Below are 21,955 nucleotides of genomic sequence, written 5' to 3'. Positions count from 1 at the left end.
TCAGACAAAGCGATCGAGTCCGCTCTTGATCCAGTTCCGGAACTTGATGGCGTCGGGGCGGCGTTGCACCGCTTCGTCGGCGAAGACCAGATAATAGTCGATGCCCAGCGGCGCCTGATAGCCGCCGATCCGAACGAGTCGGCCCTGGTCGAGCAGCCGGTGCGCGAGGATCGGCGCAACGATCGCGACGCCGAGTCCGGCCGCCGCCGCTTCGAACATCAGGAACTGCGCCTCGAAATAGGTCGGCGGCGACAGCGGCGCGCCGTCATACTTCATATTGCGCAGCCATCGCTCCCAAAGGCCTTCGGGACGGTAAACGGCGAGCCTGTCGACATCGGGCAGCTCGGCGAGGCGGGTCGGCGGCGACCGTCCGGAAGCCAGCTCCGGGGCCGAAACCAATATGCCGTTGATTGGGGCGATGCGGATTGCGGGCATCGATCCGATGTCGCCGGGCCCGACATAGATCGCGGCATCGGCGTGCCCCCGTCTGAGATCGTCGATGTCGCGCCCGATGCGCAGTTCGACATTGACCTCCGGATGCGCGCGCTGGAAATCGGGCAGGTTGGGGATGAGCCAGCCGATCGCGAAGGATTGCGGGACGACGATGCGGAGCGCCATGCCGCCGCGCTCCGCCTGCAGGTCGACGGTCGCGCGGCGGATCGAATCGATCGCGGGCTCGACCGTCCGCAAATAGCGTTCGCCGGTCTTCGACAGCGTGACCGAACCCTTGTCGCGCACAAACAGCGCCACGCCGACAAAGGCTTCGAGCGCCTGAATCCGACGCGAAAAGGCTGATGGACTGAGCGCAAGCCGGTCAGCCGCGTCGCGGAAGCTTGACGAGCGCGTCGCGAGGATGAAGGCTTCGATCGCCTCGAGTGGAGGTGCCTGTCGTCGGATGGTTCTGCTCAAGCCTCCCTCCCTGCCGTCTACACGAGGGCGGTGGCGCCGTGAAGGCGGCGCGTCACCAGCCGAACGCCCAATTTTCGAGCCGTTCATAATCGCGGCCTTGCGCCACCATCACCTCGCCTTCGCCGGCGGTCGCTGCGGGATCGGCGGCGGCGTGGCGGGCAAGCTCGAATCTTGCCAGCTGGTTCGAATGGACCTCGTCGGGGCCGTCGGCAACCTGCGTCGTGCGCGCATAGACATAAGCCATCGTCAGCGGGATATCGGCGAAGCCGCCGCCGCCGAAGGCCTGGATTGCCATGTCGACGATCTCCGCTGCCATGCGCGGGACGATGATCTTGATCATCGCGATTTCCGCTTTCGCCGCCTTGTTGCCCGCGACGTCCATCATCCACGCCGCCTTCAGCGTCATCAGTCGCGCCTGTTCGATGCGACAGCGCGCCTCGGCGATGCGGAAGCGCCAGAGCGACTGGTCGGCGATAAGGGTGCCGAATGTCGTGCGCTCCGACAAGCGGCGGCATGCGCGTTCCAGCGCGCGGTCGGCGACCCCGATCAACCGCATGCAATGATGGATGCGCCCCGGGCCCAGCCGGCCCTGCGCGATTTCGAACCCGCGGCCTTCGCCGAGCAGCATGTTTTCGGCGGGGACGCGAACATTGTCGAAGATCGTTTCCATATGGCCGTGCGGGGCGTCGCTTACCCCGAAGATCGGCAGGTAGCGCCGGATATGGACCCCGGGTGTATCGGTCGGCACGAGGATCATCGACTGGCGGGCGTGGCGGTTCGGATTCTCGGGGTCATTCTGCCCCATCACGATCATTATCTTGCACCGCGGGTCGCCGGCGCCCGAGGTCCACCATTTGCGCCCGGTAATCACATATTCGTCTCCGTCGCGGCGAATACGCGTGCCGATATTGGTTGCGTCCGATGAGGCGACGGCGGGTTCGGTCATCGCGAAGGCCGACCGGATCGTCCCGTCGAGCAGCGGCTGCAGCCATTGCTTCTGCTGTTCAGCCGTGCCGTAGCGGACAAGAACTTCCATGTTGCCGGTGTTCGGTGCGTCGCAGTTGAATATCTCGGGGGCCCAATAGGATCGGCCCATGATCTCGGCGAGCGGCGCATAGTCCAGATTGCCGAGGTTCGCGCCGAATTCGCTTTCGGGGAGGAAGAGATTCCAAAGCCCGGCCGCACGGGCTTTCTCCTTCAGATCTTCGAGGATTTCCAATGGCTGCCATTGGCGAAAATCGTCCGGCTGTGCAAAGACCTGATCGTAAATGGTGCGCTCGGCCGGGTAGACATGGCGCTCCATGAACGACTGGAGATGCTCGATAAGCGCCTTGCAGCGGTCGGAATACTCAAAATTCACAGGCATTATCCTTTTGCGGGCGGGGCGAGGCCGAGGCAGGCGAGTCCGGCTTCGGCGATGACGTCGAGTTGGCGGAGCATGGCGGGAGCGATGGCACCGGTCGCATTGCGGTGCAGCACGCCGTGCGCGATCGCAGCGGTGCGATAGAGCGCGAATGCGCGATAGGCTTGCCAGGCGGCGGGCAGCGCGAAGCCCGTGGCGCGGCAATAGCGCTCTACAAGCGCGGTTGGCGCGGGAATACCGGAACCGGATCGCGAACGTCCCGCTAGACCCGGCAGAATCGGATTATCGTGCGGCAATTCGAAAGCGAGCAGGAAATAGGCGAGGTCGGCGAAGGGGTCACCGAGTGTCGAAAGCTCCCAGTCCAGCACGGCGGTTACCCGGCCGTCCGCGAGCAGCAGGTTACCGAAGCGATAGTCGCCGTGGACGATGCTCGTTCGCGACTGCGAAGGCAGGATCCGCGAAAGCAGGCTGCCGAGTTCGAGCAGCGCTGGCGGGACTATTCCGTCGGCGGCGACCTGCTCCGACCATCGCATTAGCTGGCGGTGATTATAGTCTCCCGACGATCCGAACCCGGCAAGGCCAATCGCGCCGGGCGAGAGCCGGTGCAGGCGTGCCAATATGTCGATAGCCTGCTCATAGGCGGATGCGCGCTGCCCGGGCGAAAGTGCCGGCAGCGCTGGATCCTCCTCGGCGGCGCCGTCGATCAATGGCATCAGATAGAAGGGGGCACCGAAATGCGAAGGATCGTCGACATGCAGCAGAACCGGCGGCACCGGAATATCCGATCCCTCAAGCGCGGTCAGTATCCGCACTTCGCGGTCGATCCTGTGCGCCCAGGGGAACGTGACTCCCACCGGACGGCTGCGCAGCACATAGCGGCCGTTCGCGGCATCGAGCAGGAACGTGGGGTTCGACCTTCCGCCCGCCAGCGGGCTGATCGACACCGGCCCGCATAGTCCCGGGACGCCATTTTCGAGCAGCGCGGTCATCGTCCCGCCCAGCGGTTGCGGCAACGAATCCGTCTTCTTTTCCGTTCTTTGGCTCATCGCGATAATCGGTAGGCGGATTGCCGGACGACCAGGTATCGCGAACTTCCCAACGCGCGTTGCGCAACCGGCAACGGTCAGCCCGCCCGTTCCAGATCGGCCGCGAGATAGCGCGCCGCGAGCCGGTAGTGCAGCGCCCCCCAGACGAAGAGCGACGCGGTCAGGACCAGTGCGATACGCAGCCCATAGGCCGCGTTATCCGCGTTATCGGCCGCCGCCGCGAAATGGTCGCTGAGCCAGCCGGTGAGCGGGGGTCCCATGCCGAGCCCGACGAGGTTGACGGTCAACAGCACGAGCGCGCTGGCGGTGGCGCGCATCGTCGGTTTTGCGAGCGATTGAACAAGGGCATATGTCGGGCCGAGATAGAGAAACTGGGCGATTCCGGAAGCCAGCAGCAATGCTATCGCCACCGTCTGTTCCTCCTGCAAATAGGCGACGATCGAGAGCGGCGCCGCCAGCGCGAGCCCCGTCGCCGGAATCCATGCGCCGAAGCGCGTATCGCGCCGCATCGCCCGGTCGACGGCGAGGCCGCCGAGAAGTGTTCCTACCCCGGCCGCCAGGCCCGAGATCAGACCGGTCGTATATCCGGCGGCGGCGAGTCCCATCTCGAACTGCCGCATGAAGAAGGGAGCGGTGAAAGCGAGAATGCCGTATCCGGCGGTCGAGGCGACGGTGATGCCGATCGTCAGATGGACGAAAGCGCGGCGCGCCGCCAGATGCGCCAGCGTTCGGCCGAGCGAAGGCGGCGCGGCGGGTGCGGTCCGCGTCGCGCCCGCCGTGCGCGGATCCCTGATTACGAGCAGCACGACAAGCGCGAGGATCAGGCCGGGCGCACCCACGAGCATGAATGTCGCGCGCCAGCCCAGCGCTTCGCCGAGCGCACCCCCGGCAACGGCGCCGAACAATATTCCGAGGGGAACGCCGAGTGAATAGATCGAGATGGCGGTCGCGCGCCGCTCGGGCGGAAAGAGATCGGAAAGCAGCGCGTGCGCGGGCGGCGTGCCGCCGGCTTCGCCGATGCCGACTCCGACGCGGTACAGGAACAGCTGGATGAAGCTCGTCGCGAGGCCGCACACCATCGTCATCAGCGACCAGATCGCCAGCGCCGCCGCGATGATGCGTGGCCGGTCGACGCGTTCGGCGAGGCGGGCGATCGGCACGCCGAGTACCGAGTAAAAGAGTGCGAAGGCCGTGCCGGATACGAGCCCGAGCTGGGTATCGCTCAGCCCCAGCTCCTGTTTCAGGGGCTCCTGGAGGACGGAAATGATCGTGCGATCGATGAAGTTGAAGCAATAGACCGTGAGAAGAAGGCCGAGCGCGACACGCGGATCGCTCGCGCGGCGGGGGCGGATCATGCGTCGCGCCATTCGGCGGGTCGCCGCTCGAAGAAGGCAGCCATCGCCTCGTGAAAATCCTCGGTCCGGGCGCAGAGAACCTGGTTGCGATCCTCCATCGCGATGGCGGACTCGATCGACGGGGCGTCGATCGCATGGCGGAGCGCTTCCTTCGACAGACGAAGCGCGGTCGGTGCAACCTTGAGCAACCGGTCGGCCATCGTGCGCCCTTCGTCTTCCAGCGCGCTTGCGTCGTCGACCAGCCGCGACACGAGGCCCAGCGAATGGGCCCGCTCCGCATCGATGAAGTCACCCGTCAGGATCAGTTCGGAAGCGATCGACGCGCCGGCTAGGCGCGGCAGCAGATAACTGACGCCGATATCGCAGCCCCCGAGGCCGACATTAACGAAGGCGCAGTTCATGCGCGCGTCGCGGGTCGCGATCCGGATGTCGGCAGCGAGCGCAAGGGCGAAGCCCGCACCGCACACCGCGCCGTGGAGCAGCGCGATGACCGGCTGAGGACAGCGGCGCATTTCTACGATGAATTCGCGATTGGCGCGCTGGATCGCAAGTTCGGTCCGGACGCCGGCATTGCCGAATTGAAGGTCGGGGGGCGCGTCCTTCGTTGCCTTCAGATCCACGCCCGCGCAGAAAGCGCGTCCGGCTCCGCGCAGCACAATCACGCGGCAATCATCGTCGTCGCGCTTTTGCCTGAAATAGGAGGTCAGCGCATCGGCCATGCGCGGATCGATGGCGTTGAGCCTGTCGGGACGGTTGAGCGTCAGTATATCGAGCGTGCCCGAGCGGTGTATCTGTAACCCTTCATTCTGGCGGACGGGTTGCGCGCGTGTCTTGTCGGTCATGCCGGCAGCCTATCGACCCCTGTCCGCAGGGCGAGTCGGCAATTCGCAACGCTCGTTGTGTTTGGCGCAAGAGCGGGGCGTTCTTCGAAACGCCGAACCTAATTCGATGCCTGTCTTTTATGAGGGACGGCGCAAGGCCGACCACTTCTAACCGGCCAGCCTCTGCTATCGCTGTAGAGCATGTGGTTTACGCCGCGATAGTCGGCGACCATATGTCCGTTTTGGCGGGGCTACGATCCAAAGCCGCCTGTCCGCAATCGGCCACGAGTTTCTATCGAGGGCGATAAGGTTCGCAGGCGATTCCGTCGCCATCGCCATCCATCTCGGGGCGATAGCCGGGCTGCCCTCGATATATCGGCGCGGCACCAGCAGCCCAGGCTTCCTTGCAGTTGCGGAAATATGCGTTGGATGCTGGAGGCGGCGTCGCCGGTCGGGGGCCGTCTGACACGCGCGCGGTCGGCTGGCGCGGGGCGGGGTTGGCGGCCCGATAGTCGGCGGGCATCTGGAACTCGCCGCTCCAGAGACCGAGTCTGCGCTCACGCGCTCTTGCTTCATTGGGAACATAGGCGGCCGTGAATTTTGGCAGGGCCACAGCGAGGCCCGCATCGACGACGGCGGCGGAGAGGTCGATTATTCCGACCTGGCACATCGCGACGGTGCGGCCATAGTCGTCGATGTCGCGCTGTTCGCAGCGCACGGACTGGCCTTCCACGATCGCGGCGAGCTTGTCGGCCGCTTCCTGGCCGCAGGCCCAGGGACCGTCGCCGCGCGTGCAGGTCTGCTTCAGTTCGGGCGCGTCGATCCCGTAAAGCCGGACGACGATACCTGTGAGGTTGAGCGTATCGCCGTCGGAGACCCGCGCGGGGCCGCTCACGTCCTGTGCGACCGACGGGGTAGGGGGCAGGGCGAGCGAGAAGATGATAGCGGCGATCGCGGTGCGCGTGGGCCGGCGTGTCGCGCGGTTCGGGTTTTTCGATGTCACAGCAGGGTTGCGGCCGTGCGTGCCGCATTTTTCCTGGTACGACCCGCGTACCAGAGCTCGGGCGTGTGATCGATGACGAGACGATCGGCGGGATATTGGGTGACGAGCTTCATCGCCTCCTCGGCCGGTGCGTGCAGCCATGCCTCATGGTCTTCGGGATGTAGGATAACGGGCATGCGGTCGTGGACCTCGAGCATCTCGGGGACGGCATCGACCATCACCATGGTGTAGCTGTCGCCCCATTCGTCGGTCGGACGCCAGAAGCCCGCGCAGGCGGCCAGCGGCTGGTCGGCAATGCTGATCCATGTGCGTGTCATTTGCCCTTCGGGCCCAACGGCTTCGGCGAAGGCGGTGATCGGGATGAGGCAGCGATGCCCGGGCTGGACGAACCATTCGCGCCACATGCCGTAAGGCGACATCAGCTTGTCGTCGCGGGCGTTGTTGACGTGGGTCGGCTTGTTGGGCTTGCCGGTCTTCTTGTTGGTGGAATGCCGCGGAAAGCCCCACACCATTGCGTCGAGCTGGCGTTCGCCGGCGACCTCGCGAACGACGAAGCCCGTGCCGCCCTTCCAGACATCACCGGTGCTCGCATTGGTCTGCTTCTTGCGCTGCGCCTTGAAATGCGAGGCGACCTCGTCGACCGAGGCCTTGAGCGTGATCTGGTTGCACATCGGCGGCTCCCGTTCAGGCGGCGCCGAGCAGCCCCTCGAAACTGGGCTGGATCGGCGGCGTGATCGTGAAGCTACCTTCGGGGAAGGGGCGCAAGATGTCCAGCGGCGGGCGCTCCTGTTGCATCCAGTCGAACCAATCGTCGGGATCGACGACCGCCACATGGCGGTCCTTGTGCGGCGCAAGGTCCGGATAGGCGGGGACGGTCAACGCCGCGAAGGCATCGAGATAGTCGCGCGTCCCTCGCTGCCAGACCCCGGCAATGCAGAAGAAGGGGATGTCGGTGACGAGGCTTGCCGCATAGAGCGTCTTGCCGTCGCGCTTGATGCCGAACTCGTTGGCGAGGATGAGGCAGGGGCTTTCGATCCGCGCGGTTTCGGACTTGAGCAGCGGGATCTGTCCGATCTCGGGGTCGCGCGACCGGAGGCCCCAATGCGCCTCGATCTGGCGTTCTTCCTGGCCATCCCAGATCATGATCCGGTGCCCGCCTTTGCCGACACCCTGCAGGACGTCGTCGAAATCTCTCTCCATCGTCTAGCTCCTAGCTCCGGTAGCGGCGGATCGCGCGCTTCCATTCGCGTTCGTCGACCCGCTCCTTGATGCAGATCGCGTCCTTGTCCCAATTGACCACTTCGAGGCGGAGCGGTTCGACGCGGCGGCCGGAACTCCAGGCGCATTGCCGGCACCAGAAATGGCGGCACGCCTTGCGAAGATTATCGTCCCAGCCTTTGCGGTGAAAGCGGTACCAAAGCAGTCCCGCATCGAACTTGGCGTGATGACCGCAGCGGCAAACGGGCTGCACCGCATAATGCCAGATGGCCGCCTCGAAAATGTGCGTGGCCCGCGGAATGCCCGATTTCGTATGCTGCACGTCACAGCGCCAGCACCAGCTGATCGGCGTCGGCGGCGGCCGTGGTCTCACCGTGGATGCGCGCGATCGTCAGCGCCAGTTCCTGCGCGGCCGCTTCGCGTATGATTTCCGTTGGCGCGGTGAGGCCGACGCGCGCCCATCCTGGGGCGTCCAGGAGTGCGCGTGCGACTCGGTCAGGGTCGATTCTCATCATGGATCAATGAGAACATAAAAAGAACAAATGAGCAAGCTGCGGTACGCGCGCGTGGGCCCGTCTTCGCGATGCCGCCGCCACGCAAGCGGCCCCGGCGCAAGCCGAACGGACGGGCTCGGCCGTCCGGGCGTCCGCCCATTTCGGCATTTTCCAAGAAGCCGCCCAATAGCAATCGGCCCGAAACGCCAAAGCGGGTATCTTTGGAGCCCAGGGATACCCTGTGTTAAGCTTGGCTGTGCGGGGCGCACGCTGGTCGATCGTGCTTTGCGCCGGGTCAGTGACGCCGAATTATAGAGAGGAAAGATTACTCCAGATTGGCAAACCTTGTACGGAAAAGACAAACTATCCCGGCTGCAGGAAAGTTTTGTTTTTGAGAATGGCGAGGTTTCCCTAACGGCGGCCGCGTCGGTGGAGGGGCCTCTGGTGCCGATAAAGGGACCGGTCTCATCATTCCGATAACAGTCGGCCGGGCACGCGACCCGCCCGGCCGTATCTGGGCGGCGCTCCGCGTCCAGACCCCGGTTTTCCGGGCGCGGGGTGCCGTCATTTTCAGGGGCTAAGGCCACCCGGGGCTGCGCTCGGAATATTCGCTTCGGCGAGTGCGCGCCTACAAACTACCTGACCGCCATATCCAACGGTCAGAAGCCACGCATTAACCCGACGTGGCAGCGCGGAGAGCCCGCGAGCCGCATTGGTCACGCGAGGCGGGTGACGGGGTGAGGGCGCCGCGCATCCATGCGGCGTGGTGCACGCAGAGCTGACGTCGCCACTGCTATCTCATGACATTGCTGCCCGTCAGTTCGGGAGGCCACCTCCCCTATATCGCTCCCCTTCTTTCCGCTGACCCAGCCAGTCCTCTCAGTGACGCAGTGATCGGCTTTCGGCCTCCGCACGCCACGGCGCGGGCGGCGAGGTGAGCGCGCGCATGCGGGCAGCGGCGTGGGCCGAGGGCGCGGCGCCACAGAGGAGAGAAGGATCGGGAAGAGTGTCGCCGGGAAATGGTTCGCGCGCGACATTCGAAAGTAAGTGTCATGAATATCGGTGAAATCAGGAATGTGAATGATCGTCTGACTGGCTCGATCGCGACCCGCACGATCGACCTCCCGCGCATCGGTCTGCGCAAGGTCGAGAGCATGAACCCGCGGGCACCCGTTTACGAGGTGCTGGCGCTCAACGTCGCCCGGCGCTGGGTGCAGGTCGGGGCGCTGTGGGAAGCGGCGTCGAAGAAGACCGGCGAGGTTTTCCTCGCGGGCAATATCGACGACCCGAGCCTCCCCGAACCGCTGCCGGTGGCTCTGTTTCCGTCCGAAGACGGCGGCTACACCATCGCGTGGCGCCGCGAGACCGTCCGTGCCGAGTTCGGCGGCGGTTTCGGCGCGAGCACGCGCAGCTATGACGAGCAGCCGCAGGACCGCGGCTTCGGCGAGAGCACGGCGGGCTCGAACGGCGCGCTGATGGGCGCCGGCGCCGACCTCGACGACGAGGTGCCCTTCGGCTGACGAAGGCGCCGCAACCGGGCCGGGAGGCGCAGCTGCGCTTCCCGGCTCTTTTCTTGCCCGATCCAAGGAGACCGAACATGGTCGCTCATTCTTCCGCGCAAAGTGTTGACAGCTTTGCAGACCTTCGTGCCCTCTACGCCGAACAGATCGCCACGCCCGAATTCCAGGCATCGTTCGGCGATCCCATCCCGCTTTCGATCATCGAACCCGGTGACGAGCCGGGCGAGCATGACATGCCCGAACCCTTCGCGGCGCAGGCCGAATGCGGCGGGATCATCGCGACGATCTTCGACCTTTTCAACGACACGAGGCTCGCGCCGCTTTCCGCCGAGATCGCGTGGGGGTTCGTGAACAGCTTCCACTTCGTCGCCGGGAAACTCGAGCGCCGCGAGGATGCTCTCGCGGCCGAGGTTGGCGAGATGGTCCGGCGCATGGACATGAGCGAGGTGTTCAACAGCGAGCTCGAGGAAAAGCAGCTCCTGTGCCAATCGACTGCCGAACAGCGCGCGGCGATCGAATGCATGCGTGACTATGCCGCCGAAATGTATCGCACCCAGTCGGGCTGGCCCTGGTCGCCCGCGCGCGGATCGCGTGCATCCTCGGCCTCGACTGCGAGCCAGATCGCGGCGCAGGACTTCCTGCGCGAACGGGCACTCGATGCGCGCGAGCGCTACCTGCCGCAGGGGCCGGTCGTAGTCTTCTCCGGCCCCGCGCAATGGCACGACTGGGAGATGCTTTGGCGGCGGCTCGACGAGATCCGCGCCCGCGTGCCCCATATGACGCTGGTGACGACCGGGCAGCGCAAGGGCGCCGACGCGATCGCTGCAGCGTGGGCGGGGCGATCCGAAACCCGCGTACCCGTCGTGGCCTTCGGCCTCTACGGGACCGGGCGTAAGACCGCCTTCACCCGCAACCGAAAGCTCGCCGAACTTCGTCCCGTCGAAGCGGTGGTTTGCGAGGGGTCGGGATTGCAGGCCAATCTCTACCAGACGCTGCGACAGGCCAATGTCCCGATCCACGCCTTCCGCAAGACGGACCAGGCGCCTGAGAAGGAGAGCGCCGTCCGCCGCCCCACCGCGCATGGCGCGATGAAAGCGGCGCGCGGCGATCCGATGTTCGCCGCCGCCTGACATCGGCCGGGCCATAGGCCCGACCGTCACTTTGATCTCCCTGAGCCGGTGCGCTGAAGCGCGCCGGCTTTTCTTTTTGCTGCAGGGGATTTGCCGCACGTCCTGACCGCCCAGGCTGCGCCGAACCAGCCACACCGCCGTGCTCGCATATCGCGCCGTACAAGAACGGGAGCCTTTGCGGATCGGGGGCATCGAGCCCCCGCTCCGCAAACCTCTTCCTCTCTCTCAAGTCTTCTTATCGTGGCACGGGACCGCATCGGCCTCAAGGACGGCGGGGCCCCACCATTTTCCCTGGCGGGTCGGGCGCGGGGCTTCTTCCTTCCATGTGCGGTGGCCGCCAGAGAAAATCGTGACCCCCACCGCCGCTTCGCGGTCGGGCTTCGCCCGATCCTTGACCCCGATGCTCGGCGCCCGTGCAGGGGGAATGACCTCTCAATCTAGAGGAGGTCAATATGACGACGTTCAAACGCAGCATAAGGGATTTTTCGGAAATCGCCGCACTTATTGCCGAGGAGACGGGAGAGGCGAACGACAGCTTCAGCGCCGCCTTCGACACCGATCTCGAACGCAGCAAGCTTGGGAAAAGCGAGGAGGAACTGACGTGCGATATGCCCGATGCGATGCAGGTGCAGCTTGCCGTCGAACTGATGATCACGACCGTGTTCGACGTGCTGCGCGACACGCGCATCGAAAGCGCGGCCGAACGGATCGCATGGGGGATCGTCCACAGCTTCCACCGCGTCGCAGGACAGTTCGCCGGACAGTCCGACCGGGCGGCGCAGGAGGTGCGCGAGTTGCTGCGCTCGGCCGACGGCAGCGAGATCCACGGCGTCGAACTTGAGGAACAGCAGCAACTCCTGGAATCGCTCGATGAAGCGAGCGATGCCATAGCCTGCATGCGCGATCATGCAGCGGACATCTTCCATGCCGAAACGGGGCGTCCGTGGTCGGCGCCGAAAGCGACGCTGGTATCGTCGAAGCGCACCGCGTCGGTTATCGCGGGGACCGATTATCTCGCGGCGCGCCGCCAGCGCCGCCTCGCGCAGCATTTTCCGGCGGGGCCGCTGGTGGTCTTCTCCGGGGGCGCTCGCTGGGCCGACCATCGCCCGATCTACAAGGCGCTTGAGGAGATGAAAGCGGCGCGCCCCGACATGGTGCTGCTGACCACCGCGCAGGACAGGGGCGCCGATGCCATCGCCGCGGCGTGGGCAGCAAGAACGAAGACGCCGCTGGTCGCGCTGGGGATCGACAAGGCGCGCTGGGGGAACCGGGCGGGGTTCGTCCGCAACGACCAGATCGCGCGGTTGCAGCCGGTGGGTGCCGTGGTCGCCGAGGGTACCGGGGTGCAGGCGCAGCTCGTGCGGGTGCTGCGGGCGGCGGGGGTAGACCCGGTGCTGCTCCCGCATCACGATATGCCGCGCGAACGGGTGCGAGCATAGAAAGGCGAGGGGATCGGTTCGGGCGCAAGCTCGGACCGATCCCCTTTTTTATGTCGAGCGTCCTGTCGCCACCCTCAGGGAACCGGACGCGGGAGCGCCCGGTCCCGTCGGGCGGCGATGCGGTGCGGCGCACCGGCCTCCTGCGCGCGGCTTCGCCGTGCTCGTCGCTGGGACCATCCCTTCGGGATGGGCGTCATTTGTTCGGGGCCATCCCCGAGAGGGCTTTTAGCGCCGCGACAGATGCAGTCCCTCCAGCACGGATCGCAAGATCGACGATCTCCCGAAATTCACGCTCGGTGAGCGTCTCGACAGGGAGCTCGGGCACGATCGCGGCATATTTGCCGCGCAGCGCGCGGCGGGCATTTTCGACATCGTCTGCGACCTTGCGCTGGCGCGCTTCGAGGTCGGCGAGGCGCTCGCGTTCACTCTTCTTGGGCATGTCCATCTTCCTTTCGATGGTCTGCCCGCCACGCACTTTCCTATCGAATGGATACGCCATGAATCAAGTCTCCCGAGAATATGCCCGGCGGGCCGCCGGGAAGGAAGAAATCCCCCTGGCGGGGGAGCCCGCGCGCCTTCCGGCACGAGGCTGCGCAGCGACATGGTCGCTGCGGTGGGCGGACGCACGCCGTTGGCGTTTGTAATGCACCCTACGCACGGGTGCTGCGCCGCGCTCTGGCCCGCAAAATCGAGGATTTTCGCGCGAATTCGCGAGATCCTCGTTGGGCGTCATATGTCGGACATGTCGGACAAGACCGGCGGACTTTGTCCGACAGCGCCGCTAACCCCTTGATCCATAGCGCCATCTTCTGCCCGACGCGTCGGACGCATTAGGCCATTGGAATATTGGAGCTTTGCGGCTATAGTCGAGCCGCTTCACAACCTCATGTCCAAAGGCTCCACTTTTTTGGAGCATCACTTTGGCAAAATTATCTCTCCGGCTCGACGACGCTCTCTATGATCGTCTGCTCGCCTCGGCGGACGCGGCGGGCATGACCCCGTCCGCTTATATCCGCGAGGCACTCGAACAGCTCAATGGCGCCGATCCCTTCGGTTTCCACGCCCGCTTCGATGAACTTCATTCGACCGTCATCCAGATACTCGCGATCCTCGCGTCGGACGTTGGTGCGCGCGACCCCCGGGCGCTCGCCAAGGGGATGGAGGACACCCACCGGCTGCTCCGCGAACGGGGGCTGCCGACCGGCGATGCGCTTGCTCGCCAGGGGGGAGGGCGGATGTCATGAGCATCTTTCGCAACGACACCCTCGGAAGCTGGACGCGCGGCGGCCAAGCTATCGTCCACAATGTCCGCATGACCACCCAGGTCTTCTTCCAGACCGTGATGGCGGGAACCGCGATCTGGATCATCGGCGCCATCTGGTACGCGCTCGAAAAGTCGGGCGATTATCAGCGCTACCTTCTCCTCAAATATGCCGAGGCCCTGTTCAAGTCCGATACGGCGCGAGGGACCACCGACCCGGTGCTGTTCCGCAGCCCCGAGGGGCGTGAATATTGGACCTCGGCCGACCTGCTCATCGGCGCGCCGATCATGAAGGAAGCGCTGAAAACGCTCGAGAGCGACATCATCACCGGGGCGATCCTCTCCGGTTTCTTCGCGCTCGGCGCGCTCCTCGTCGCCTGGTTCTATTTTACCCGGATGGGGCGTGGACTCGGTTCGAACGAATATCTGCGCGGCGCGCGCTTCGGGTCCGTCTGGCAAATCCGCCGCGCGCTCTGGCGCGAACGCAAGGGGAGTTTCGCGATCGGCGGCGTCAAGGTTCCGCTTGCTTTCGAGCCCGAACATATATTGATCTGCGGGGCTCCCGGCACGGGCAAGACCAACATGATCGTCAAGATGCTCGCCGGCATCCGCGCCTCGGGCCGGCGCGCGATCGTCTATGATACCGCCGGCACCTTCGTCGAGAAATTCTACCGGCCCGGGAAGGACATCCTCCTCAATCCGCTCGACAAGCGAACCGCCATCTGGTCGCCCTGGGTCGATGTCCCGCGCGACTATCATTATGACCAGATCGCGGAATCGATGATCCCGGACAAGCATGGCGACCCCTTCTGGTCGAAGGCCGCGCGCGGGACTCTGGTCGCAGTCATGCGCAAGCTCGCGGCCGAGAAGCGCACCTATGTCTCGGCGCTCCTCGAGACCATCGTGCGTTCGCCGCTGAAGACCCTCGGCGCCTATGTCGCGGGGACCGATGCGGCGGCCTTTGTGTCGTCGGAAGGCGAGCGGACCTCGGCGGGGGTGCAGGCCGAGCTTGCCTCGGTAATGCGCAGCTTCGCCTATCTCGACGATACCGACGATGGTCTCTCGATCCGCGACTGGGTGACCACCGAGGGGGATGACAGCTGGCTTTTCATCACCGTCAAGGCCGACCAGCTTCCGTCGCTCCGCCCCCTGATCACCGTCTGGCTCGACATTGCGATCAGCGCGATCATGAGCCTTGAACCCGATCAGGCCCGGCGCCTCTATTGCGTGATCGACGAGCTGCCGAGCCTCCAGAAACTGCCCTCGCTTTCGGATTTTCTCGCCCGCGCCCGCAAATATGGCGGCTGCGGCATTTTGGGGTTCCAGTCCTATCCGCAGCTGAAAGCAACCTATGGCCAGGAGGAAGCCGCCGCCGTGACCGGCTATTGCTCGACCTGGGTCGCACTCCGGGGGAACGACGGCGACACCGCCGATCTCGTCTCGAAGAATCTGGGACAGGTCGAGCAGGTCGAAGCCAATGAGGGGATGAGCTACGGCGTCAATGATATGCGCGACGGGGTCAATCTCTCGCGCATCCAGGTGACGCGGCCGCTCGTCCTCCACACCGAGGTCACGAACCTGCCGAACCTTGCAGGCTTCTTGCGCTTCGGCCGCGGCTTGCCGGTGATCCGGTTCGACGATCGCTACAACCGGACGCCGTCCTCCGCGGAGGCTTTCATCGAGCGGAGCGATCCCCCGCTGCGCACCGTGTCGACCCCTTCGCTGCCTGCTCCCGCTGCTCCATCCAAACCGCCTGCCACGCGCAAGCGCCCGCCGAAACAGGCCGCCGGTTCGGCGGCGCCCGAACTTCCTCTGGGTCCGGTCGCCACCGCTGGCGATGGCGACAAAGGCGACGGAAAGGCACCGATCGATCCTGCCGGTGGTATCGGGGGACATGACCCCGATGCGCCGATTGCACGCCTCGAGATCATCGCCACGCCGTGGACGCACTCGCTTCGCCAGCACGGTCGCCCGGGCGGCCGCCGCAGTCCCGCGAATCCGGCATGATCCATCCGCGCCGCCTCGGGGGCACGCCCGCTAATGTCGCCCGCTATTACACCATCGGCGACTATTATACGAAGGGAGGGAACGAGCCCTCGGCATGGGGCGGGCGGATCGCTACCGAACTCGGGCTCGAAGGTGCGGTCGAGCGCGGGGCGCTCGAGATGCTGCTCGCCGGCAAGGTCGGCGAGCAGCATCTCGGCCGTCGCCGCCATGGCACCATCGAGCATCATCCCGGCTGGGACTTCTCGGTCAACGCGCCGAAATCGGTGTCGATCATGGCGCTGGTCGCGGGCGACGAGCGTATCGTTGCAGCCCATGAGAAAGCGGTGGGTACTGCGATCGGCTGGATCGAGGAAGATGCCGCGCTTCGCCGCCGCATGAACGGCGACATCGTCCACGAGACGACCCGCCAGCTTCTCTACGCGCGCTTCACCGAACATGCCTCCCGCGAGCTCGACCCCCATCTCCACACCCATGTCGTCATTCTCAACATGACCCGGCACGCGGGGGATGAACAAATGGTCAGCCTCGAAACCCGCGCCATGTTCGCCGAGCAGATGACCGCCGGGCAAATCTACCGCAACGATCTCGCGCATCGCCTGCGCGGACTCGGATATGATATCGACTTCGACCCGCGGCGGGGGCTCTTCGAGATACGCGGCGTACCGCAGGACATGATCGCCGACATGTCGCGGCGCGCCGAACAGATCGACGCCCACGCCAAGGATCATGGCCTCGAGGGGCAGGCGGCACGCACGAGATCCTTCTTCGAAACCCGCCGCGCGAAGCAGAAGGTCGGGCTCGAAGGCCTTCATAGCCAATGGTCGGTGCGGTCCGCGGCGCACGCTCCAACTCTCGACGCAATTCGCAGCCGCGCGGACGAGCGCGGCGAACGGGAAATAGGCGTCGATCGGGCGACCGCGAGCCGGGCATCGCTTTACGGACTTCGCCAGTCCGAGACGCGCGAGGCCGTCAACAATCTCGGGCGGCTCATTCGGACCGGGCTCGCCTCGCATGTCGGCGAGGTGCGGCTCGAAGATGTCCGGCCCCTCTTCGAAGCGCATGAAGAAAGGTTCAAGCTGCTGCGGACCAGGGAGCAAACGGGCGACGGCGTACTGACGCGCGGACGGACCTCGCGCCGTACCGCGCGCCTCGAGATCGCGCTTTCGGGCCAGATCTCGCTCAGTCTCGACGACACTATACCCTTAGCTTCACCAGAACGGATCGAGGGATCGCTTCGGGGCAGCATCCTCAATGACGATCAGCGCAAGGTGCTAAGCTGGCTCGCATTGTCGAGTGACCGGGTCGTCAGCGTCGATGGGGTTGCGGGCTCGGGCAAATCGACGCTGGTCCAGCAATTGAAGGCGGCCGCCGATCCCGATTGGACGTTCGTCGGTTTGGCGCCCACCTCGTCGGCAGCGGGCAAGCTCGGCGCCGATGCCGACATTGAATCGCGAACCGTCGCGGCGCTGCTTGCCGGCGGCGGTCATGACGTTACCGACCGCCATGTGCTCGTCCTCGACGAGGCTGGCCAGCTCGGCAGCCGGCAGGCGCTCCGCGTGCTGCAAATCAGCCGCGACACGGGCGCCCGCGTCATCTTGCTCGGCGACAACAAGCAGACCGGGGCGATCGAGCAGGGAAAACCCGCCTGGCTCATGCAGCAGCTCGGTCTTCCGACAGCGCGGCTGAAGGTCGCGGTTCGGCAGGAAACCAAGTCGATGAAGGCTGCCGTCGCAAACGCGCGGCGCGGCGATTATGCCGCGTCGCTCGATGCGCTCGACAAGGTGGTTAGCGGCCAGCGCGCCGACAAGCTTGCGGAATCGTTGGTTGGCGAATGGACGCGGCTCAAACCCGGCACCCGCGAGACGACCAACATTCTCGTTCTCGACAATGCGACGCGGCTGATCGTCAACAGCCGGATTCGCGAGGTGCTGAAACGGGAAGGCGCAATTGGGCTTGAGGATCTGCGGCACTCCGTCCTCACATCGTCGGGCATGACCAACGAGGAGAAACGCTTCGCCCGCTTCTATTCGTGCGGGCAGGTCGTCCGGTTTGCGCGCGATGACGCAGCGCGCGGAATTGCCAAGGACCATGAATATCGCGTCGCCGGCATCGAGCCCGATAGCAAGGGTCGCCAATGGGTACGGCTGGCGGGCGAGAATGGCGGTCAGCTTCTCTGGAACCCGAGGCTGGGACGGGCATCCGAGGTCGCCGTCTTTCTGGAGGACACACGCGACGTGGCAGCGGGCGACCGCATCCAGTGGCGCCTGGCAGCGAAGGAGCTCGATCTTAAAAATGCGGAACGTGGGACCGTGGAGCGGATCGACGGCTCGGTCGCGACAATCCGTTGGGATCGCAAGGCCGAGCCGCAAGCTATTGATTTAGCGCTCCATCGCACCTGGGATCATGGCTATGCCGAGACCGTCTATTCGGCGCAGTCGAAAACCTACGACCGCGCCTATGTGCTGGCGCCGCTCGGATCGGGCCTCGTCAATGCCCAGAATTATTACACCGCGATCACGCGCGCGCGCTTCGGCGTCAAGCTCTGGACCGAGGATCCCGAGCGCCTCGTCCGGAAGCTCGAGGCGAACTCGGGCGAGAAGACATCGGCGCTGGAGGGGCTGGGGCGCCTCGCGCGCGACAGCCACCGAATACGGAGCCTGCGCCACCCGGGCGCAATCGAACGCGAGCGCGCTGCAATGTTGCAGTCACGAACTGAGCGCGCGCAGCGGCGGGCGGACCGAGAACGCGCTTGGGCGGAGATGTTCCGTCCGGCCAGCCTCGCCGAACGGCTTGCCGGGCGCGCCCACCGTGCGGCAGGCCAATTCGATGACTATCTGCACGGGCTATTGGGTGCGGGCAAGCAAGCGGCACCCGAGCCGGTACCCGAACAGCGGCGCCACCAGGAACCCGATCGCGGAGGCCATGATCGATGAAATCCGATGGTCCCGGACCGGACCACGAAGACTGCGGATCAGCGAGCGGAAGTCACGTCGGACCGATGGCGTTCGAACCCATCGACATCGACACCCTTTTATTGTCGGAGCGACGAGCCCCATGATGAAATTCCCTATTGTCTGCCGTTTGCTGACCATCATTGTCGCGGCTTCAACCTTTGCCGGGTACGCAAGCACGGCATCGGCCAAGCCTCCGGACGCGCAGCAGGAAGTCGAACTCGCCACCTGCATTCGCAAGGCCTCAAAAGGCAGGGCCTGGCTTGAGCGCACCCTGTGGGGACTCCGCGATCAGGAGGGCGGCTGGATCGGCGCCGCGGTCGCCAACAGCAATGGCACACATGATCTCGGACCCCTTCAGGTCAACAGCTGGTGGGTTCCGAAAATCGCCAAACTCGTCGGACGTCCCGAGGATCATGTCCGATCATGGTTGCAGAACGATGCCTGCTTCAACGCCGAGGCCGCGCGCTGGATATTTCTGTCCGGGCTGGCCGTCACAGGCGATTATTGGAAAGCGGTCGGCGTCTATCATAGTCCAACGGGGTGGAGGCAGGCGCGATATGCAAACAGCGTCGCAGTCCATTTACGGCGGCGCTTTGGACGATCGATATGGTGACACCGATATTGCGGAGATGACCCGCGCTTGGGTGGCTCAGCGGAACCACGGCCCGCTGAATGGGTCGGCGAGATACTGCTGCGCGGCCTTCACTAGCCGCTGGACGCGCGAGCGGTAGGATGCACTTTCAATTCGCCAACGACGCGCCGTGACACTCTCACCGAACAGGACCTCGGCGATTCTCTTCTGCGATGCGCCCGCGGCCAGCGCATCGGCGGTTCGTAGCTCGAGTATCCAGCGCGCGGCCCGGCTTTCGCGCGGACGCAGCGACGCCGGCATTTCGCCGCGCGCCGTCAATGCCAGAAACTGTTGCAACGCCGCGATCTTTGGGGCCGCTGAATCCACGCCTTCGATCTCATGCACGAGAAGAGTGGATCGGCCGAGCAAGGTGCCATCATGGTGCATAAGCCGGATCAGCCAGCGACCGTCCGAAATGAGCCAATGTTCTCTGTTCGCCTGATCGACCGAGATCGAGACATAGTCGGCGAGCGCGAGGACATCGAAATTATCGCCGGGACCAGGCGCGCGGCGTCCGGCGCGCGTCTGGAGAACTTTGGGGTCGACGTCAGGCGACCAGATGGGGCGAGCTTCGGGTGCGGAAATGGCGGGGTCGATCCAGGCAAGCAGACCGACCCTTATCGGTGCATCGATCGGGAGCCGGTCCCGGGCCGCCCATAGGCGGCGATACCGGGGTGTTCGCCGCAGCCATTCCCACGCGAAGGCGCGGCGGTCGCACAGCATAAGCGCCGAATATTCACTGGCCACCTGCCAATCGGCTGCAGGCGGACCGCTGTTCATGCAAAATAGCCGGAATATATTCGGAATATTTTCATGAAGCGTCGTTCTGGCCCTTGTCGATATCCCTCAGATTCCGGAAGCTTGGCGAGTGGTGATGTCGTGCCGTGCGGCACGTTCCGGTTGCGCCAGGCGAGGTGGTTGCAACGCTGCTTTACCTCCGCGGACCCGAACCTGCATTGTCCGGGCTTGCGGGTCTCCGGCGCGCACATGCGGCGCCGGGAGCAGGGCTAGCCGGCTATTCGGCACCTTCCGCAAAATAGGCGCTGAGTCGATGCATAATCTCGGGCTCGATCGTCATGATGCTCCGTCGCCCGTCGAAGGTATCGGGCTGCCGCCGTAATATGCCTGCTTCGCAGAGCTTTTGGGCGAGTCGTAGCGCGCTGCTCATCGGGATGCCCGATGCGACGCACATGGGATATAGATGGAGCACCCGGCCTTCGCACTGGTGGATGAACAGGTCGAGCAGCATGTCCCAGGCAGGCTCGACGAAAAGACATTCGGCGCCAATAAGTTGTCGGCGCAGAAAGCGGCGACGCTGCGTGATGCGCGCGTTGGTCAGCACGAGCTCTGCCTTGGCCCGCCGATCGGCGGCGGTATCGGGGCTCTTCAGGGTGAAGGAGAAGGTGCCGCGTCGGGCCGTATCATCGACGATTATCCGTGATGTCTGGTTTGCGGTCACGACAATATGACCCGACAGCCGGATATCGAGTGCATGTCCGATATCCGCGAGGCGGCGCGTTGCTTCGATGTCCTCGTCGCTCGGATGCGGATTTCCGCTCGGATGATTGTGGACGAGCAGAATCGCGGCGGCATTGAGTTCGAGCGCGCGGCGGAAGATGACCCTCGGATAGAGCGCCAAATGGGCGAGGCTGCCGCTTTGCAGGCATTCATCGGCAATAAGATGGCGCGACCCATCGAGGAACAGGATGCGCAGATGTTCGTCGGCGAGCGACCCCATGGATGCGATGAGATAGTCTCCGAGTTTCGCATCGTCCAGATCGATCCGCCTCGAATAGAGCCTGCCGCGCATCGATGCGAGCATCGCGCGCCGCGTGCAGAGGAGCAGGTCGATCACCGCTGCGTGGTCGCCGAGAATGCGGGCCAGGGCTTCGGGCGTTTGGGCCCAGATCCTCTCGAGGCTGTGAAACTCTTCGAGAAGCGCGCGCGCTAGGTCTTCGCTGTCTTCCGGAGAAATCGCTGCGATGAGCTGTGCCAGGACGGATAATTGGCGTTGGTGCGAAGCCGTCTTTGGTGCCGCCAGGTTGCGAACAACAGGAGAGGGGGAACCGCCCAGGAGGCCGCTACCTGCATGACCATATAGGCCGCCGGATCCATCGCGAGATTGAGGGCGCGGCTGGAATGGGCCAGCAGCGGCAATATGTGGAGAACGGCCGCGATCATCGGCCAAAAACGATAGGCGAAAAGTGCGAGCAGCAATGTCGCGGAGGCGCCGAAACCATCGATGAGCAAATGCCCGAAGTCGAGAACCGCATATTCGGGCGCAACGAACTGGTGCAGCAGAAGGTCCGATCCGACCATCGTCGCCGCGATCCCCGCCATCACCCGTTCGGGGCCGCCACCCCGCCAGGCGGCGTAGCCAAGAGCCGCGAGCAGGAACAGGGCGAAGATCGCGACACGCATTTCGCATCTGTTTCACTCTCGCGGCCCCCGGTCAAATTCTTACGTTGCGACCGCATGCAGCCGGTGGACGGCTGCCCGCTTCGGGCATTCCTCGTGCAGGTCATAACCCGCCGTTTCCTGGCCGATGGCGACCAGTTCGCCATGGACGCGCAGCACATCGCCGCCGGCGTCGATCAGTGCCATCTGCGCTTTCGCAAGGCGCTGGATCGTCGCCTGCCCCTTGGCGGGCGGCACGCCTTCGGTATCACGCCGCGCCGTGACCACGCTCGCCATGAGCGACGATACGGCGATGAGGGCATCGTCGATCCGGATTTCGGCTGACGGCAATTGCTGCTGCAAGCTGGTGGCAATGGATATGAGATGTTCGGACATGACTTCTCCTT

Annotated in this window: 21 protein-coding genes; 8 read left to right on the top strand and 13 right to left on the bottom strand. The window is 64.9% G+C overall.

Going from position 1 to position 21,955, the window contains the following annotated elements:
• From J1N50_RS10290 to J1N50_RS10245, 10 genes are all read right to left on the bottom strand, one after another.
• Complete coding sequence (locus tag J1N50_RS10290; RefSeq protein WP_215353396.1) at positions 1 to 909, bottom strand: LysR substrate-binding domain-containing protein; 909 nt, start codon at positions 907 to 909, stop codon at positions 1 to 3.
• A gap of 52 nt (positions 910 to 961) precedes the next feature.
• Entirely contained in the window at positions 962 to 2,275 is a 1,314-nt protein-coding gene (locus J1N50_RS10285) for an acyl-CoA dehydrogenase family protein (protein ID WP_246553343.1), read from the bottom strand.
• Complete coding sequence (locus tag J1N50_RS10280; RefSeq protein WP_215353394.1) at positions 2,275 to 3,318, bottom strand: phosphotransferase family protein; 1,044 nt, start codon at positions 3,316 to 3,318, stop codon at positions 2,275 to 2,277. Before J1N50_RS10280 ends, J1N50_RS10285 begins: the two co-directional genes overlap by 1 nt.
• Positions 3,319 to 3,395: 77 nt before the next feature.
• The gene (locus tag J1N50_RS10275; RefSeq protein WP_215353393.1) at positions 3,396 to 4,673 is read right to left on the bottom strand and encodes a spinster family MFS transporter; all 1,278 of its coding nucleotides are present in this window, start codon (positions 4,671 to 4,673) and stop codon (positions 3,396 to 3,398) included.
• Positions 4,670 to 5,515, bottom strand: coding sequence for an enoyl-CoA hydratase/isomerase family protein (locus J1N50_RS10270; protein WP_215353392.1), 846 nt, complete (start codon positions 5,513 to 5,515; stop codon positions 4,670 to 4,672). The genes J1N50_RS10275 and J1N50_RS10270 overlap by 4 nt, the downstream gene beginning before the upstream one ends.
• Before the next feature lie 271 nt (positions 5,516 to 5,786).
• Positions 5,787 to 6,497: a thermonuclease family protein gene (locus J1N50_RS10265; RefSeq protein ID WP_255265978.1), complete on the bottom strand. Its 711-nt coding sequence runs from the start codon at positions 6,495 to 6,497 to the stop codon at positions 5,787 to 5,789.
• Positions 6,494 to 7,168 carry an SOS response-associated peptidase gene (locus J1N50_RS10260; RefSeq protein ID WP_062769464.1) on the bottom strand — a complete coding sequence of 225 codons (675 nt, stop codon included), beginning with the start codon at positions 7,166 to 7,168 and terminating at the stop codon, positions 6,494 to 6,496. Before J1N50_RS10260 ends, J1N50_RS10265 begins: the two co-directional genes overlap by 4 nt.
• 13 nt (positions 7,169 to 7,181) lie before the next feature.
• Positions 7,182 to 7,697, bottom strand: a complete 516-nt coding sequence (locus J1N50_RS10255) for an SOS response-associated peptidase family protein (protein WP_215353391.1) — start codon at positions 7,695 to 7,697, stop codon at positions 7,182 to 7,184.
• Positions 7,698 to 7,707: 10 nt separating this feature from the next.
• Positions 7,708 to 8,037, bottom strand: coding sequence for a hypothetical protein (locus J1N50_RS10250; RefSeq protein ID WP_058804215.1), 330 nt, complete (start codon positions 8,035 to 8,037; stop codon positions 7,708 to 7,710).
• Between the two features lies 1 nt (position 8,038).
• Entirely contained in the window at positions 8,039 to 8,230 is a 192-nt protein-coding gene (locus tag J1N50_RS10245; RefSeq protein WP_058804216.1) for a DUF6771 family protein, read from the bottom strand.
• A 1,031-nt stretch (positions 8,231 to 9,261) separates the two neighbouring features.
• Here J1N50_RS10245 and J1N50_RS10240 point away from each other — a divergent pair.
• The 3 genes from J1N50_RS10240 to J1N50_RS10230 all read left to right on the top strand — a co-directional run bounded on the left by J1N50_RS10240 (position 9,262) and on the right by J1N50_RS10230 (position 12,298).
• A complete protein-coding gene (locus J1N50_RS10240) occupies positions 9,262 to 9,729 on the top strand; it encodes a DUF736 domain-containing protein (protein WP_058804217.1) in 468 nt (155 codons plus the stop codon).
• Between the two features lie 77 nt (positions 9,730 to 9,806).
• Positions 9,807 to 10,859: a DUF2493 domain-containing protein gene (locus tag J1N50_RS10235; RefSeq protein WP_058804218.1), complete on the top strand. Its 1,053-nt coding sequence runs from the start codon at positions 9,807 to 9,809 to the stop codon at positions 10,857 to 10,859.
• 452 nt (positions 10,860 to 11,311) lie between these two features.
• Positions 11,312 to 12,298, top strand: a complete 987-nt coding sequence (locus J1N50_RS10230) for an SLOG family protein (RefSeq protein ID WP_058804219.1) — start codon at positions 11,312 to 11,314, stop codon at positions 12,296 to 12,298.
• A 193-nt stretch (positions 12,299 to 12,491) separates the two neighbouring features.
• Here the strand turns inward: J1N50_RS10230 and J1N50_RS10225 are convergent, their stop codons facing one another.
• Entirely contained in the window at positions 12,492 to 12,737 is a 246-nt protein-coding gene (locus J1N50_RS10225) for a hypothetical protein (RefSeq protein WP_058804246.1), read from the bottom strand.
• A gap of 481 nt (positions 12,738 to 13,218) precedes the next feature.
• Between J1N50_RS10225 and J1N50_RS10220 the strand changes: the two genes are divergently transcribed.
• The 4 genes from J1N50_RS10220 to J1N50_RS10205 are packed head-to-tail and all read left to right on the top strand — an operon-like array spanning position 13,219 to position 19,133.
• A complete protein-coding gene (locus J1N50_RS10220; RefSeq protein WP_062769473.1) occupies positions 13,219 to 13,542 on the top strand; it encodes a hypothetical protein in 324 nt (107 codons plus the stop codon).
• Entirely contained in the window at positions 13,539 to 15,566 is a 2,028-nt protein-coding gene (locus J1N50_RS10215) for a type IV secretion system DNA-binding domain-containing protein (RefSeq protein WP_082813374.1), read from the top strand. The genes J1N50_RS10220 and J1N50_RS10215 overlap by 4 nt, the downstream gene beginning before the upstream one ends.
• Complete coding sequence (gene mobF, locus J1N50_RS10210; protein ID WP_062769515.1) at positions 15,563 to 18,499, top strand: MobF family relaxase; 2,937 nt, start codon at positions 15,563 to 15,565, stop codon at positions 18,497 to 18,499. The genes J1N50_RS10215 and mobF overlap by 4 nt, the downstream gene beginning before the upstream one ends.
• Entirely contained in the window at positions 18,489 to 19,133 is a 645-nt protein-coding gene (locus tag J1N50_RS10205; protein ID WP_322787082.1) for a lytic transglycosylase domain-containing protein, read from the top strand. Before mobF ends, J1N50_RS10205 begins: the two co-directional genes overlap by 11 nt.
• A 36-nt stretch (positions 19,134 to 19,169) precedes the next feature.
• Here the strand turns inward: J1N50_RS10205 and J1N50_RS10200 are convergent, their stop codons facing one another.
• Together J1N50_RS10200 and J1N50_RS10195 are read right to left on the bottom strand one after the other, a co-directional pair.
• Positions 19,170 to 19,931, bottom strand: coding sequence for a DNA -binding domain-containing protein (locus tag J1N50_RS10200; RefSeq protein WP_062769479.1), 762 nt, complete (start codon positions 19,929 to 19,931; stop codon positions 19,170 to 19,172).
• A 235-nt stretch (positions 19,932 to 20,166) separates the two neighbouring features.
• The gene (locus tag J1N50_RS10195; RefSeq protein ID WP_215353390.1) at positions 20,167 to 21,339 is read right to left on the bottom strand and encodes a JAB domain-containing protein; all 1,173 of its coding nucleotides are present in this window, start codon (positions 21,337 to 21,339) and stop codon (positions 20,167 to 20,169) included.
• A 62-nt stretch (positions 21,340 to 21,401) separates the two neighbouring features.
• Here J1N50_RS10195 and J1N50_RS10190 point away from each other — a divergent pair, with 62 nt between their 5' ends.
• Entirely contained in the window at positions 21,402 to 21,893 is a 492-nt protein-coding gene (locus J1N50_RS10190) for a hypothetical protein (protein WP_215353389.1), read from the top strand.
• Positions 21,894 to 21,955: the final 62 nt, after the last annotated feature.

This window comes from Sphingopyxis soli (genome assembly GCF_018682675.1).
Lineage (GTDB): Bacteria > Pseudomonadota > Alphaproteobacteria > Sphingomonadales > Sphingomonadaceae > Sphingopyxis > Sphingopyxis soli.
The sequence above is the reverse complement of the archived record's forward strand: the minus strand, read 5'-3'. Positions and strand labels throughout refer to the sequence as shown.